Source organism: Lentilactobacillus sp. SPB1-3, assembly GCF_026913205.2.
GTDB classification, from domain to species: domain Bacteria; phylum Bacillota; class Bacilli; order Lactobacillales; family Lactobacillaceae; genus Lentilactobacillus; species Lentilactobacillus terminaliae.
This window is the reverse complement of sequence record NZ_CP168151.1, coordinates 1,014,904-1,030,837: the sequence shown is the minus strand read 5'-3', so window position 1 is coordinate 1,030,837 and position 15,934 is coordinate 1,014,904. Positions and strand designations below refer to the sequence as shown.

15 protein-coding genes are annotated in these 15,934 nt (G+C 37.1%); 1 reads left to right on the top strand and 14 read right to left on the bottom strand.

Translation table 11 applies throughout. The features are described 5' to 3' along the window. Window positions 1–47: 47 nt before the first annotated feature. From O0236_RS05200 to O0236_RS05145, 12 genes are all read right to left on the bottom strand, one after another. Window positions 48–296, bottom strand: coding sequence for a KH domain-containing protein (locus tag O0236_RS05200; protein WP_268913048.1), 249 nt, complete (start codon window positions 294–296; stop codon window positions 48–50). A gap of 21 nt (window positions 297–317) precedes the next feature. Continuing rightward, window positions 318–590: a 30S ribosomal protein S16 gene (gene rpsP, locus O0236_RS05195; RefSeq protein WP_268913047.1), complete on the bottom strand. Its 273-nt coding sequence runs from the start codon at window positions 588–590 to the stop codon at window positions 318–320. 106 nt (window positions 591–696) lie between these two features. Continuing rightward, a complete protein-coding gene (ffh, locus tag O0236_RS05190; RefSeq protein WP_268913046.1) occupies window positions 697–2,151 on the bottom strand; it encodes a signal recognition particle protein in 1,455 nt (484 codons plus the stop codon). Between the two features lie 13 nt (window positions 2,152–2,164). Further along, complete coding sequence (locus O0236_RS05185; protein ID WP_268913045.1) at window positions 2,165–2,506, bottom strand: putative DNA-binding protein; 342 nt, start codon at window positions 2,504–2,506, stop codon at window positions 2,165–2,167. A gap of 134 nt (window positions 2,507–2,640) precedes the next feature. Then, a complete protein-coding gene (gene ftsY / locus O0236_RS05180) occupies window positions 2,641–4,203 on the bottom strand; it encodes a signal recognition particle-docking protein FtsY (RefSeq protein ID WP_268913044.1) in 1,563 nt (520 codons plus the stop codon). Beyond that, window positions 4,203–7,757: a chromosome segregation protein SMC gene (gene smc / locus O0236_RS05175; RefSeq protein ID WP_268913043.1), complete on the bottom strand. Its 3,555-nt coding sequence runs from the start codon at window positions 7,755–7,757 to the stop codon at window positions 4,203–4,205. The genes ftsY and smc overlap by 1 nt, the downstream gene beginning before the upstream one ends. Window positions 7,758–7,777: 20 nt before the next feature. Next, window positions 7,778–8,488: a ribonuclease III gene (gene rnc, locus O0236_RS05170; protein WP_268913042.1), complete on the bottom strand. Its 711-nt coding sequence runs from the start codon at window positions 8,486–8,488 to the stop codon at window positions 7,778–7,780. Window positions 8,489–8,539: 51 nt separating this feature from the next. Then, the gene (gene acpP, locus O0236_RS05165) at window positions 8,540–8,779 is read right to left on the bottom strand and encodes an acyl carrier protein (RefSeq protein ID WP_268913041.1); all 240 of its coding nucleotides are present in this window, start codon (window positions 8,777–8,779) and stop codon (window positions 8,540–8,542) included. A 50-nt stretch (window positions 8,780–8,829) separates the two neighbouring features. Beyond that, window positions 8,830–9,879 (bottom strand): phosphate acyltransferase PlsX, encoded by a 1,050-nt coding sequence (gene plsX, locus O0236_RS05160; RefSeq protein ID WP_268913040.1) that lies wholly within the window; start codon window positions 9,877–9,879, stop codon window positions 8,830–8,832. Window positions 9,880–9,897: 18 nt separating this feature from the next. Further along, entirely contained in the window at window positions 9,898–11,925 is a 2,028-nt protein-coding gene (gene recG / locus O0236_RS05155) for an ATP-dependent DNA helicase RecG (protein WP_268913039.1), read from the bottom strand. Window positions 11,926–11,987: 62 nt separating this feature from the next. Continuing rightward, window positions 11,988–13,670 (bottom strand): DAK2 domain-containing protein, encoded by a 1,683-nt coding sequence (locus O0236_RS05150; RefSeq protein WP_268913038.1) that lies wholly within the window; start codon window positions 13,668–13,670, stop codon window positions 11,988–11,990. A gap of 30 nt (window positions 13,671–13,700) precedes the next feature. Beyond that, window positions 13,701–14,060 (bottom strand): Asp23/Gls24 family envelope stress response protein, encoded by a 360-nt coding sequence (locus tag O0236_RS05145; RefSeq protein ID WP_125008139.1) that lies wholly within the window; start codon window positions 14,058–14,060, stop codon window positions 13,701–13,703. Between the two features lie 226 nt (window positions 14,061–14,286). On the opposite strand from O0236_RS05145, the gene rpmB reads away from it, so the two are divergent. Continuing rightward, entirely contained in the window at window positions 14,287–14,472 is a 186-nt protein-coding gene (rpmB, locus tag O0236_RS05140) for a 50S ribosomal protein L28 (protein WP_125008138.1), read from the top strand. A gap of 151 nt (window positions 14,473–14,623) precedes the next feature. On the opposite strand, the gene O0236_RS05135 is transcribed toward rpmB, so the two are convergent. Beyond that, window positions 14,624–15,277: a thiamine diphosphokinase gene (locus O0236_RS05135; RefSeq protein ID WP_268913037.1), complete on the bottom strand. Its 654-nt coding sequence runs from the start codon at window positions 15,275–15,277 to the stop codon at window positions 14,624–14,626. After that, window positions 15,274–15,927 carry a ribulose-phosphate 3-epimerase gene (rpe, locus tag O0236_RS05130; protein WP_268913036.1) on the bottom strand — a complete coding sequence of 218 codons (654 nt, stop codon included), beginning with the start codon at window positions 15,925–15,927 and terminating at the stop codon, window positions 15,274–15,276. The genes O0236_RS05135 and rpe overlap by 4 nt, the downstream gene beginning before the upstream one ends. Between the last annotated feature and the right edge of the window lie 7 nt (window positions 15,928–15,934).

The following is a 15,934-nucleotide window of genomic DNA, read 5'->3' as shown; positions in this document are numbered from 1 at the left end:
TAATAAAAAAGCTCTTAAACAAAACCACCGTTTCGAATAAGAACTTTTTATTTCTTGCCGTCATCAACAACAAGACGCACTTTTTTTGAACCTGAAACAGGGACACTGTAAACCAGTGTTCTGATTGTTTGAATTACGTGACCATGCTTGCCGATTACTCGACCGACATCATCATCGCTTAAATGAAGATGATATTCATTAAACCGATCAGTTTCCTGATGACTAATTCTAATATCATCTTTATCATCAACCAGTGGTTCAATTATAGTTTTTATTAATTCATCAACATTAACCATGTCGTAGAATCACTCACTTTACTATTTTGAGTATTTAGCTTCGTGATACTTCTTCATGATGCCAGCATCAGATAAGATATTACGAACAGTATCTGATGGTTGTGCACCATTGTTTAACCAGTTAAGAATTGAATCTTCTTCCAAAGTTACCTTTGATGGTTCAACTAATGGATTGTATGTTCCGACGTTTTCGATGAAACGTCCGTCACGAGGGCTACGTGAATCAGCAACTACGATACGGTAGAATGGACGCTTCTTTGAACCCATGCGCTTTAAACGAATTTTAACAGACATGTTTATTCCTCCTATAATCTTTTAACGTATTATAATATACCAACAATTTGAACGGTTGTAAAGGTTTTTTTCTTTACACCACCAAACCCTTGATAAATATTGATAATTACTTGCGTTTCTTTTTAGACTTTAATCGCTTTTTCTTGTTTTTGCGTAGTTTACGGCTCATTTGTTTCATTGCTAAGTTAGACATCTTAGATCCAAGTCCACTTCCGCCACCCATGCCCGTGGCATTCATCATGTTTTCCATACCAGACATGTTACCTTTAGAGACTTGGTTCATCATTTTCTTCATTTGATTAAATTGCTTGATCATCCGATTAACCTCTTGGATCGGTCTACCAGAACCAGCAGCAATTCTGCGACGGCGTGAAGGATTTAATACATCTGGATCTTCACGTTCTTGTTCAGTCATTGAGTAAACAATGGCCTTGATATGTTCCATATCCTTAGGATCCATATTTACGTTTTGAAGAGCAGGATTATTGGCCATTCCTGGAATCATCTTCATGATATCTTCTAATGGTCCCATTTTTTGAATCTGACTGATTTGATCGAGAAAATCGTTAAAATCAAAACTATTTTCTTGAATCTTTTCAGTTAACTCTTGAGCCTTTTTCTCGTCGTAATCTTTTTGAGTTTTTTCGATAAGGGAAAGCATGTCTCCCATACCCAAAATTCTGGAAGCCATTCGATCTGGATAAAAGACATCCAGATCAGTCATCTTTTCACCTTGACCAACAAATTTGATTGGCCTGTCAGTAACTGCTCTAATTGATAAAGCAGCACCACCACGAGTATCACCATCTAATTTGGTTAAAACAACACCAGTGATATCCAAAGCATCGTTAAATCCTTCGGCAGTAGCAACTGCATTTTGTCCGGTCATTGAATCGATAACCAACAAAATTTCGTTTGGTTTAACTTCTGATTCAATGTTTTTAAGTTCACCCATCAAGGCTTCATCAATTTGCAATCTACCAGCAGTATCAATAATTACATAATCATTGTGGTTCTCAATGGCATGAGCAACACCACGTTTAGCAATTTCTACGGGATCAACATCTGTTCCTAATTGAAATACAGGAACATCAATTTGTTCCCCAACTGTTTGCAATTGATCAATTGCGGCAGGACGATAAACGTCATCGGCAACTAATAAAGGTCGAGCGTTCTGTTCATCCTTTAATTTAAGGGCTAATTTACCTGCAGTAGTGGTTTTACCAGCCCCTTGAAGACCGGACATCATAATGATGGTTGGAATCTTAGGAGCCTTGTTTAGCGGTACAGCTTCCTCACCCATCATCTTAGTTAACTCTTCGTCAACGATCTTGATGATTTGTTGGGAAGGATTTAACCCTTCAAGAACGTCTGCCCCTTTAGCACGATCCTGGACAGTTTTAACAAAATTTCTAACGACCGTAAAATTAACATCGGCTTCTAATAAAGCCAATCTGATTTCACGCATCGTTTCTCTTAAGTCGGCTTCGCTGATCTTACCCTTACCACGAAGCTTCTTCATTGCGTTTTGAAGACGCTCTGTTAAGCCTTCAAATGCCATATTTACACCACTCTCATTCTTCTTCAGTTGTTTCTAACGAACTGATTAATTTATTTAGTTCTGCATCATTAGGATAGTTCAATTGAACATATGCCTGAATTTGATCTAATTTTGAATTACGGTCTGTGTAATTCTTATATAGGTTTAGTTTTTGTTCATAGCTAATTAAGATTTTTTCTGACCGTTTGATATTATCGTAGACGGCTTGCCGACTGACACTAAACTCTTCAGCAATTTCTCCCAGAGAATAATCATTAGCATAGTATAGTTCCAGATAACTAGCTTGCTTACCGGTTAAAAGCGGTTCATAAAAAGCAAACAAGGAATTTATATAGTTGTTTTTTTCTAGTTCCATAATTGCTTCCTTTCCGGTTCCACATTAGTTTACAGTACTGATTTTTATTGAGCAAGTCAATTAAAGCAAAAAAGTGAGAATTAGCTAACTAACATCAACTAATTCTCACCAGTCATCAAGATCGTTTACAGCTATTAATCCTTAAATAACCCTTTGAACAATCCATAGATAAAGTTATTTGCATCAAAGTCTGCCAAATCAGTAACCTTTTCACCTAAACCGACAAGTTTAACTGGTAAATGTAATTCATTCCTAATTGCTAACACAATACCACCTTTGGCAGTACCGTCAAGCTTAGTTAACACGATACCAGTCACATCAGTTGTATCCTTAAACGTTTTGGCCTGCGTCATAGCATTCTGACCAGTTGTAGCATCTAGGACTAGCAACACTTCATGCGGAGCGTCAGGAATTTCTCTAGTCAGTATTTTCTTCATTTTAGCCAACTCATTCATTAAATTGACTTTATTTTGAAGTCTACCAGCAGTATCAACCATCAAAATATCATAATTTTCTGCTTTGGCTTTTTTAACACCGTCAAAGACTGAGGCAGCTGGATCAGATCCGGCCTCTTTTTTTACAATATCGACACCGTCTCGTTGTGCCCAAACATTTAATTGTTCAATAGCACCAGCTCTAAACGTGTCAGCGGCAACTAGAAGAACCTTTTTGCCTTCATCTTTGAATCGTTTTGCTAGTTTACCGATGGTAGTAGTTTTACCAACACCGTTAACCCCAACAAATAAAAGAACGGTTGGACCACTGCTTGCTAAATGAAGAGTATTATCTTCACCGTTGCCTTCAGAATCATATAATTCAATCATTTTTTGAACGATAACATTTTGGACGTCTTTAGGTTTCTTGGCGTTTTGAAGTTTAACCTCATCTCTTAATTCATCAGTTAACTTCATAGCAGTTTCAAAACCGACATCTGATTCTATCAACATGTCTTCTAGACGTTCGAAAAATTCTTCATCAACGCTTCGGAAGTTAGCAAATAATGCGTTCAGCCTTTGACCAAAGGTTGAACGACTTTTGGCTAGACCATGTTCATATTGCGTGGCACCGTCTTCTGTGGGCTGTTTAGTATCATCAAACTTCTGAGTATCGTCCGGTTCAGTGGACTGATTATCAACACTGGTTGGCTCCTCAACAGGTGATTCTTCAGATTCATTTGTATCTTCTTGACTAGCAGCAGTCTCGGTTTCCAAATTGTTTGTGATTGTTTCGCTATCAGTGTTAGCAATTGTCTCACTTTGAGTATCTTGTCTAGTGGTAGTTTTTTCTCGAGTGTCTTCAACTGCAGAATCATCACTCACATCTTCTAAATTATCGCCTTCACTCACAGTCTCAGTGGCTTGTGAATTGTCTGATTCTTCTGTTGATGATTCATTGGTTTCTTCACTACTATCAAATGAGGAATCTGATTCTTCAGAATCATTCATGACAGGCTTTTCTGCCTCTTCATTTTCTTTGACATCAGATTGATCATCAGTTGAAGTACTGTCTGTTGTTGCTTCTGTAGCCGTGTTCTCAGCTTCAGTTTCATTAGCGTCTGCAGCAGTCGTTTGCGCATCAGTCACTGACTCCAACTTTGTTTCTTGTTCTGATTGTTCGGAAGATTTAACAGTTTCTTCAGGCTGTTTTTCTTCCTTAGATTCTTTAGAGCGTCGTCTAAAAATATCAAAAAGTCCCATTATTTTACCTCTTCTTGAATGTTATCTAAATTAACTGTTATCACTTTGGAAACTCCGGAATCTTGCATAGTAATTCCATACAATTGATCAGCATAGATCATTGTTTCTTTTCGATGAGTAATAACAATGAATTGAGTGTCACTGCCGTATTGCTTCAAATATTGTGCGAAGCGATCTGCATTGAACGGATCCAAAGCAGCTTCTGCTTCATCCAAAATACAAAATGGAACTGGACTGACTTTTATAATGGCAAACAATAGTGTGATTGCCGTCAAAGCCTTTTCACCACCAGATAACAAATTTAGTGCACGATAATTTTTTCCAGGTGGCTGAACCATAATATCCATACCTGTGTTCAACAAATCGTCAGGATCAGTTAAAACCAATTTTGCTTCGCCACCACCAAACATATCGACAAACACTTTCGAAAATGCTGCCGAAATCTTTTCAAAAGCATTTCCAAACTTAGTGCTGATGGTGTTATCCATAGATGACATTGTCTTTTGCAATTTGTTTTCTGCAGTAATTAAATCTTTACGTTGATTATCAAGGAATTTATATCTGGCCGAAACATCATTAAATTCTTGAATCGAGCCAATGTTCACAGGACCAAGCTCCTCAATTCCTCTTTGAAGCATGTTGATTCGACTGATTAATTCACTAATATTGACACCACTGACGTCGAAGTTCTCAACGTCTGCTTTTTTCATTGCATATGTTTCCAAAAGCTTATCAAAATTGTAGGAAACGCTCTGCTTATCTTTATCCAATTGATTATTTTTTACTTCAATTTCATTATCAACATTACTCAAGTTAACCCGTTGATTTGACAGGGTATCGTTTAAAGAATCAATTTCTTGATTCGTATTTGCGACCTCTTGTTTAATCTTCGCTAGATTTTGTTTAACATCTTGTTCTGTGACCATACCCTTACTAATTTGCTCATCTAACTCTTGCTTTGTTGGCTGGTCAGTAAGTTGATTTTCCAAGATTTTCTTTTTACTAGTGCTTTCATCTATCAAACGGTCGTTTGTGTCAATGCGCTCTTGCAAAGTAATTAACTCATTGGTTAACTGCCGCTGCGATTGCTCTAACAGTAGTTGTTGTTCATGCAACTGTTGTCGTTGAGCTTGTTGTTCTGATTCCAGATTCTGCACGTCACTTTGCTTAGTGCTCAACTGATCAATCAACGCATTTATTGACTGCAATTGTTGCTGCGTATCAGATAATTTAGTTTGTACATCTTGGTCTTGGTTAGTCTCATTATCAGCTATTATGTTTTGATAACCAAGTTTTACGGTCTTTAACTGTCTTGTTAGTTGATTGAGTTCTACTTGTTTTTGTTGAATCAGATTTTCTTGCATCGCAACACTTTGACGGGCTTGTCGTTCATGTTCTTGTGTAACAGACACTTGTTCGGCAAGTTGATCGACATGCTCTTTGAGTTCTGCTAATCGTTGTTCTTTTACAACTAGTTTCTGATTCATGTCGGCAACGACTTGACTCAAATCATCTAATTCTGTTTGCTGGCTTAAAACACTTTGAGTATTTTTCTTAGTCGCACCACCAGTTAGCGACCCTCCTGGATTAACGACCTGACCATCCAAAGTAACTACCCGATAAGCATGATTGATTACTCCACTAATTGAAATCGCTGATTTTAAATTATCAGCAACGATAGTGGTCCCAAGTAAAAATTTAAAGATGTGTTGGAATTTATCATCAATCGATATTAAATCACTGGCAATGCCGATAAATCCTGAATTTTTATTTGCCACGCTGATGATTGATTCAGGTATGTACTTAGCACGAATCGTTTTAAGAGGTAACAATGTGACTCGGCCCAACTTATGTTGAGTTAAAAAACGAATTGCTTGTGATGCATCATCGTTTGTTTCCACTATGATATTTTGTGATCTACCGCCCATAGCGATGTCGATTGCTAACACATATTCTTTTTGAATTTTAACGAATTCAGACACCGTTCCATAAATTCCCGGTAATTCGTTACGATGTTTTAATAAATTAGACACACCAAAATAATAACCACGATATGAATCATGGATATTTTGTAAAGATTTTAACTTGGCCTTGGCCTCCTCAGCAATTCTTAAAGCTGACAGCCATTCATCATTTGCCTGATTTAAATCATTTTTGGCAGCAGTGTAATTTTGATTATCTTGTGTCAATTGTTTCTCTTGTTGATCAAGAGAAGTTTTTAGTTCTTCAAGCTTACTACTCTCAGCTTGAAAATCATCCTTTTGACTATTCACTTGAGCAGTTAAATTATTGATTCTCTCAGATTGGGAGTTAATTTGTTGATTGAATTGTTGATTATCTTTCTCTTGCAAAGACAGTTGATTCTTTAATTCAGTTTGTCTTTGTAGCAAATCGATGTATTTATCTCGATTAGTTTGAATTTCTTCAGCAAGCTCCTTTGAAGATTTTTCCGGTAACTTTGACTGAAGGTCATCGATTTGAGATTGCACTTGTGTTAGCTTTTGTTTCACATCATTTTGATTTGCAACTAAGTCTTTAAATTGCTGGCTCAACTGTTTCTTGGTTTCTTCCGCCTCAGATAACGTTGCAACGATTTGTTTCAAATTTTCATTGGTAAATGAGGCTTGTTGCGAACTTAATTGTTTATGGCTTCTTAGCTGTTCGATTTTTTTAGAAATTTCCACTAACTTAGTTTCTAATTCTTCAGCTCGAGAATTGTTACTCTCTAATTCAGATTGTAGCTCAATTTTCTTGCTAGTCTGACTTTTTATTTCTTGAGTTAAATTTACCTTAGTAGATGACAACTGCTTCAGTTTCGCAGTCAGGGAATCCACAGTATTAATTAACCTCTGAGTATCTACGATTAACTTAGTCTTTTCGATTTTAGTTAATTGCTTTTTTTGATCAAGATAATCATTTGCCAAGTTGGACTGTTCCTCTAAAGGAACTATCCGTTGCTCTAGCTCATTAATAATGTCATTGACTCTATCTAAGTTGTCACTAGTGGTGGTCAATTCTTTTTGTGCTGTCATTTTTTGTTGTTTGTACTTGTAAATTCCAGCAACACTTTCGATAATCGTTCGTCGTTCCTCAGAAGTACTGTTCAAAATCGCATCGATATTTCCTTGCGAAATAATCGACAAAGAACCCTGACCAATGCCAGAGTCCATAAATAAATTAACGATGTCTTTTAAGCGACATTCTTTTTCGTTCAAAAAGTATGAACTGTCACCATTTCTAAACAACTTCCGAGCAACTTTGATTTCTGGTAATGCAGATTGAATATAATTATCAGCATTATCTAAAGTCAACGTTACTGAAGCCATATTTTGAGATTTACGATCCGCAGAACCTGAAAAAATCACATCAAACATTTTGGTTCCACGCAATGTTTTAGCTGATTGCTCACCAAGGACCCAACGAATGGACTCTGCGATATTACTCTTACCGCTTCCGTTAGGACCGACAATTCCAGTTAAACCAGTTGGAAAATCTATTTTTGTTTTTTCCGCGAAGGATTTAAATCCAACGATTTCAATTGATTTTAATTGCACAGGACCATTCAAACCCCAATCTACAATAAATTCATATTACTTGTATCGAAGTGCTTCAGAGCTTGTTGCGCTGCTTTTTGTTCGGCTTCCTTCTTTGAATGTCCTTCACCGATACCAAATTCCTTATCGGCAATGAGAACCTTAACCCGGAACATACGATCATTAGCTGGGCCAAATTCTTCCATCAACTCATAATCAATGTCGACTGGTCCATCTTCTTGGGCCACTTCTTGAAGTTCGGTTTTATGATCAAAGAATTCGTCAAACATACCTGAGTCAAGTTTAGGAAAAATCACTTGATGACAAAATCTCTCAACTGATTCTTTTCCCTGATCCAGATAGAGTGCTCCAACAAATGATTCAAAGATATCACATAATAAAGAATCTCGGTCACGTGCATTGGCCCGTTCTTCACCCTTACCTAACCGAATGTATTCATTGAAATGACATTCTCTAGCGAATGTACTAAAACTTTTTTCATTAACCATTGCGGCCCGTAATCGAGTCAATCTACCCTGTGGTAAGCGCTCATAACGTTTGAAAATGTATTCTGATACTACCAATTGCAATACAGCGTCACCTAAAAATTCAATTCGTTCATAAAATTTTAGATTTTGATCTTTATGTTCATTAACATATGATGCTTGCGTAAACGCCTCATCTAAAAGATCTTTATTGCTAATGGTGATATCGAAATCCCGTTTTAGCATTTCATTCAAGCCTGTTATCATTTGTTTCCTCCAAAATAATTAAATCAACCAGTTATCTGATTGATTTGTGAATTACTGATGTTTTATAACGAAATCTACTGCTTCGTTAATTGTATTTAATTTTTCCGCATCTTCATCTGAGATTTCTGCGTTGAAAGTATCTTCTAAATCAAGAACGAATTCAACAAAATCAATTGAATCAGCATCTAAATCATTCTTAAAGTTCAAATCACCAGTAATCTTTGAACGATCAATATTAAATTGATCAGCGACCATGTCAGCAATCTTATTAAAAGCTTCTTCTTTATTCATTAAATACACCTATTTATTTTTTATTTACGTACTTTAGTCATTATATCAAATTATTTGCGATTTTTAACGCTCTCTTTGATTGCGTCTAATTCAGCCTGATGATCATTTACATAATCTACCAAATCGGAAATCATTCCCGATTCGTGAATCGTCTTAATCTGAGCTAACGAATTTTTAACGATTTCTGCTTTACTTGCACCATGTGACTTAATAACTGGTGCTTTTAGGCCAAGAAACATTGCACCACCGTACTTTGAATAGTCCATTTGATCAGCGATTGAACCAAACACATTTTTCAATAGTAGAGCGCCCATCTTATCTCTCAAACCACCATCAGTGATGCCATGTTTGATAAGTCTAAGCATGCTTAAAGCTGTACCTTCAATACTCTTAAGAGCAGCATTACCAGTGAAACCATCGGTAACGACCACATCAGCGGCCCCATTCAAAAGTTCTCTAGATTCTACGTTACCAATAAAGTTCAAGTCTTTATTGGCAGCTAGTAATTCGTGAACTTCCTTATGAAGCATGTCGCCCTTGTCAGGCTCTGTTCCATTATTTAATAATCCAACTCTAGGATTTTCAATGTTCAAAACATTTTGAGCGTAGTATTTTCCCATAAAAGCAAATTGATACAAGTTAAGTGGTTTTGAATCAGCGTTCGCCCCAACATCTAACATTAAGAACTTATCAGACATGCCTGGTTTCCCATTAACTATTGGCAAAGTGGTAGTTAAGCCTGGACGATCAATTCCCTTGATCCGACCAATGATAAATAAGCCAGCGGCTAAAACGGCCCCAGTATTTCCAGCAGAAAAGAAGGCGTCGTTTTTTCCGTCACTAACTGATTGAGCGGCTAAAACTAAACTAGATTGTTTCTTTTTACGAATTGCTCGAACGGGTTCTTCACCCATTTCGATAACTTCGTCTGCCTGAGTAATCACAATATTTTGGTCATTTTTTAAATATTTCTTGATTTCATCTGTTATTCCAAACAATTCATATTGGATGTCTGGATTTTCGTCACGGCTTAATTCAACTCCCGCAACGATTTCTTTGGGTGCGTAATCGCCACCCATTGCATCAATAGCAATTTTCAATTGTTGTCATCCTCTCACTTAATCCGCAAAGATGGGTTGGTTCATTTTTAAATACTTAGCTAATTGTACATTTTCAGGTTTTCTTTGCCAATCACTTTCTGAAGTAATTCTCTGTGCTTCTTGATTAGCAACGGTTAGAATGTTTAAATCTTCAACTGGATCAGCCACCTTGAAATCAGGGGCCCCAGATTGTTGCTTGCCAGTAATATCACCTTGACCACGTAATTCTAAATCTTTTTGTGATAAATAAAAACCATCAGAACTTTCAGATACGATTTTCATTCTTTTTTTACCATTTTCGTTTTTCGGATCAGCAATCAAAATACAATATGCTTGATCACTTGATCTACCGACTCGTCCTCGAAGCTGATGAAGTTGAGAAATACCAAAATGATCAGCATCAAAAATAACCATTGTATTCGCATTCTTCACGTCCACTCCAACTTCAATAACAGTAGTTGCAACTAAAACAGCAAATTTTTTGTTAGAAAAATCGGCCATTGCCTGATTTTTCTCGTCGTTAGACATTCGGCCATGAAGCAGCCCAACTTTAAATTCTGGCTCAAAAATTGATTGAAATCGTTCAAAAATGGCCACTGCATTTTTCATATCAACTGCTTCGGATTCTTCAATCAGCGGAGTCACCACGTAAGCTTGCTTGCCAGCCAATAATTGTTTCTTCAAGAATGCAAGTGCACTGTTAGTTTTAGCCGAGGAAATCCAAGTCGTTTTGACTGGTTTTCGCCCGTTTGGCATTTGATCGATGATTGAAACGTCCATATCACCATACATAGTAATAGCTAATGTTCTGGGAATTGGAGTGGCTGTCATAGCGAGTACATTAGTACCAACACCCTTTTGACGCATAGCTTGTCGCTGATTAACGCCGAAACGATGTTGTTCATCGATAACCGCTAAGGCTAAATTATGATAATTAACTGAATCCTGAAATAATGCATGCGTTCCGACCACTAAGTCGATTTCACCATTTTCAATATTCGGTAGCATGCTTCTCCGAGCAGAAGCTGAAGTTGCACCAGTTAATAGGGCAATATTAACATCAAAATCAGCAAAAAGATTTGCTAAATTTTCTGCATGTTGCTCTGCCAAAATTTCTGTTGGTGCCATAATTACCGCTTGTTTGCCTGCAGAAATAGTAGCCAAAATTGCAATAGCAGCTACAACTGTTTTACCACTACCCACATCACCTTGAAGTAACCGATTCATAGCGTATGGACTATTTAAATCTTTCAAAATCTCGTCAGCAACTTTTAATTGAGAATCAGTCAAATCAAATGGCAGTCTATCAATAAATTGTTTGACTAGACTATCGTGATATTTAATTTCACTATTCTTATTAATTTTACGTTGTGACTGTTTCAATTGTTGAACTCTCATTGAAAATAAAAAGAATTCCATGAATTTAGCAGTTCGATACGCCTTATCTGCATCTTTGGGTGATTTAGGAAAGTGAACGTTTTGAATCATGTTATGAAAAGATTCTAAACGGTATTTATTCAGTAAATCCTGAGGTAACACTTCTGGAATCACTGTTTCATATTCATCAAAAGCAGTTTTGATCAACTTTTTAATGGTCGACTGTTTGACTTCTTTGGTGGCAGGATAAACAGAATCAAAGTTGGCACCGAGATCTTGTTGAATGACCTTCATGCCATTGATTTGTTGACGAGCAACATCGAGAGTTCCGTATACAGAGATTTCGTTACCAACCGTCAATTGTTTTTTTAGCCAAGGTTGATTAAAAAAAGTTACCGGATACGTTAAATCGTTAATTTTTAAAGCGAATTTTAGTCGACTTTTTTTGCGACCAAAAAAAGAAACTGTTGGTTCTGTAACTACAATGCCCCTAATAGTTACCTTTTGGCCACTTTCGGCACTCTGCGGATCCTTAACTGATAAATCATCATAACGTCTAGGAAAATACGTTAACAAGTCGTTGACAGTGTTAATCCCCAACTTATTTAAGGCAACACTTTTCTTTTCACCAACGCCAGTTAAGACACTTACGGGATCATTCAATTCCAAAGAAATCACCTACTTTCAATCCAAATAAAAAGTTTGGCAATTGCCAAACTTAAAATTAAATATTATTCAACAGAAACCAAGAACGGATAAACCGGTTGGTCACCTTCATGAACTTCTACTTCTAATTCATCGTCGAACTCTTCGATTGCATCTGCAACTTTTTGAGCTGAGTCAGCGCTGGCGCCTTCTCCCCAAATGATTGTGATGGCTTCACTGTCATCGTCAAGCATGTCTTTGATCATGCTGACTGTTGTTTCAAGTAAATCGTCATTAACTAATTTTATTTTGCCATCGATAATTCCCATGAATTGGCCTTTTTTGATCTGAACATCATTAATTTCAGTATCACGAATGGCATTGGTAACTTGGCCTGAAACAACTGTATCCAAATTAGCTTCCATTTCTGACTTGTTATCGGCAAGTGAAGCATCTGGATTAAAGCCAAGCATTGAAGTAATTCCTTGAGAAATAGTTTGGCTATGAACGATTTCAACTGGTACCTTAGCAACTTTAGCAGCTTGTTCAGCAGCCAAGAAAATGTTCTTGTTGTTAGGTAATACAATTGCTCGTTTGGCCTTGGTGGCTTCAATTGCTTTGACAATATCTTCAGTACTTGGATTCATGGTTTGTCCACCACTTAAGATATTTGTAACACCTAAGCTTTTGAACAATTCAGCGATTCCTTTACCACTAGCAATTGAAATCACTGCTGTATCAGGGATTTCTTCTGTAGCAACAGCTGGTGCAGCAGGTTGGTCATCGTTTTCGATAATCGTTTCTTGTTGCATCCGCATGTTATCAACTTTAACTTTGGCCAAATCACCAAATTCTTGTCCCCAAGCCATTACTTTACCTGGATGTTCAGTATGAACATGGACTTTAACGATTTCATCATCGTTAACTACTAATAATGAATCGCCGAGTTTAGCTAAATAGTCATAGAATTCTTGATAATCAAATTTATGATCAACTTGTTTACCACGGCCAATTCTGACCATGATTTCTGTACAGTAACCATAAACGATATCATCAGGATCTAACTGGCTTTGAACACTTTGATGATGAGTTGCATCAATCATTTCATCCATTTCAGATGAATCAGGTTGATAAGCTTCATCATCAATTGTTTTGCCGTTTAATACATCATCGAAAGCCTCAAGAACGAAGGTCAATCCTTGGCCACCGGAATCAACTACCCCAACCTGCTTTAAAACAGGTAATAAATCAGGTGTCTTAGCCAGTGCGTCCTTGGCGTTTTCATAGATGGCATCCATTACGACTGTGGCGTCGTCTGTGGTGCCTGCGGCCTTTTTACCAGCTTGAGCAGCAAGTCTAACAACTGTAAGGACAGTTCCTTCAGTTGGCTTCATAACTGCCTTATAAGCTGTCTCGGTGGCAGCAATAAATCCATCAGCTAAGTCTTGAGCACTTAACTCAGTTTTACCTTCAGTTGATTTAGAAAATCCTCTGAAAATTTGTGAAAGGATCACGCCAGAGTTTCCTCGTGCTCCCATTAATAATCCCTTAGCTAATGCATTAGCTAAATCAGACACGCTAGTACTGACACTTTCATTAACGTATTTATAACCACTTCTAAGTGATAAGTTCATGTTTGTACCAGTATCGCCATCTGGAACTGGAAAAACGTTTAAAGAGTTAATAAATTCCGCATTTTTATCTAATTTTTGTGATGCGGCTAAAACCATTGCCGTAAATTCGGTATTGGTTATCTTGGTGACTTTCAATTAATTTTCCTCCCTATGCAAGTTCGATTATTAGTTCAACACTTGAACGCCTTGAACGATAACGTTAACCGAGTTTGCAGAAACGCCAAGCATGTGTTGTAAATTATACTTGACCTTAGATTGAACGCTCTTTGAAACTTCTGAGATTTTAGTACCATAGCTTACCACAATATATACATCGATGGTAATCTGGTTATCATTCTGTTTAACCTCGACACCTTTAAAGAAGTTCTCTCTTTTTAAAATGTCGTTGACATTATCCCGAAATTGGTTTCTACTAGCCATACCGACAACACCATAGTTATCAGTTGCTGTTCCACCTACAACGTTAGCAATAACGTCATTATCAATATCTACTGTACCGAATTTTGTCTTAATTTTAACGGCCATGAATATACAGCCTCCTTGAAAAAATAATGTGTAACACCATTAACGATAGTTAATGTTACCACAATCAACCAAAAAACCAAAGCAAACTAGTAATCTTAAAATTGAGTGTCAAGTAAAATCACTTGAAAGAAAAGTATTGCAATGCAGGGGTAACTATGATAAATTACTAGGGTGGAACAAATCAGAATGTTAATATTAAACCGATGAGAAAGGGGATTTGTTAACCATGGCAAAAGATTTTATTAACGGCAAACGTACTCGTTTTGGTAACAAGCGTTCACACGCTTTGAATTCTAGTCGTCGTAGCTGGAAGCCAAACTTGCAAAAAGTTCGTATCCTTGTTGACGGCAAGCCTAAGAAGGTTTGGATTTCTGCAAGAACTCTTAAATCTGGTAAAGTTACTCGCGTTTAATCGCCTGTTGACCTACTAAAGTTAAGTGCTAATAACATAATGTTATTAGCACTTTTTTTGAATTCATTTTATTTCAATCATAATTAACAGGACTGATTGTACACTAAAAAGATCGTGAACGGGCATAATTTGCCTTTTCACGATCTTTTTATTACTTTAAATCAGCACTTTGAATGACACACATTACCCCACTATCAAATTCAAATGAAGCATGTGGGCCAACAAATTCGTTGCTAGCCCACGATGTGGGTTGTGTTACGTGATAATCATTTAATTGATATTTCTCATCATATAAAGTCAACGAGTTCATCGGTGTTAAACAAACAAATGCCAAATATTTTTTATCATTTTCTTTTTCAATAGTATATTTTCCTGGTAAGAAAAAAGAAATACTATTTTGGCGATCAATCATTTTAATTCTATCCGCATACTTATTAAATCGAGGTTCTAAAACCATCCATAAATTGGCTAGAAAATGATCTATTCTACCGCCTGTGGCACCATAAACGACTAATTCATCCGCCCCAAGTTCTTCAAAAGCCACCTTCAACCCCAATTGAGTATCCGTGTCATCTTTTTCAGGAATCGACTGACGAATGTCAGCTACATGGTCTTTGACGAGCTTTAATTCATTGGGCTTCAAAGAATCAAAGTCACCAATTGCCACTATTGGATCAATACCTAAATTGATCAAATGTAAATTACCGCGATCAATGCCAATAAAATTACCCGCTACTTGACCCTTGGATAAACTGTCAGGCCATAAGTCAGTTGGTCCCCCAACTAGCAGATTTAGGCGTTTCATTTTGTGGCATCCTTAATTGCGTTAACCTTTGCTACAGGATCATCTGAACCAAATACATATGAACCAGCAACAGCAACTGTTGCACCAGCATTGGCGGCAGCAACAACAGTCTCGTTATTAACTCCACCATCAATTTCAATATCGAAATCCAAGCCACGAGCCTTTTTAATTTCGTTTAATTCAGAAATTTTAGCAACAGTTTCTGGAAGGAATTTTTGACCACCGAAACCAGGGTTAACAGTCATTACTAATACTTGCTTAACCATGTGAAGAACTGGCTCGATTGCTGAAACTGGAGTACCTGGGTTAATAACTACTTCTGCGCCAACGTTTTTGTTGTTGATCATTTGAAGTGCTCTGTGAATGTGTTGAGTAGCTTCAACTTGAACACCGATAATATCAGCACCAGCATCGGCGAATTCGTCAACGTATCTTTCTGGGTTTTCAACCATCATATGCACGTCAAGAACCATATTTGAAACTTTACGAATCGCTTTTACCCAACCGGGACCGTATGAGATTGAAGGAACAAATGCTCCATCCATCACGTCGATGTGCAAGTATTCTGCCCCACCCTTTTCAACGGTCTCAATGTCTTTTTGAAGATTCAAATAATCTGCTGATAGAATTGAAGGTGCTACTTTAATCATAATAATT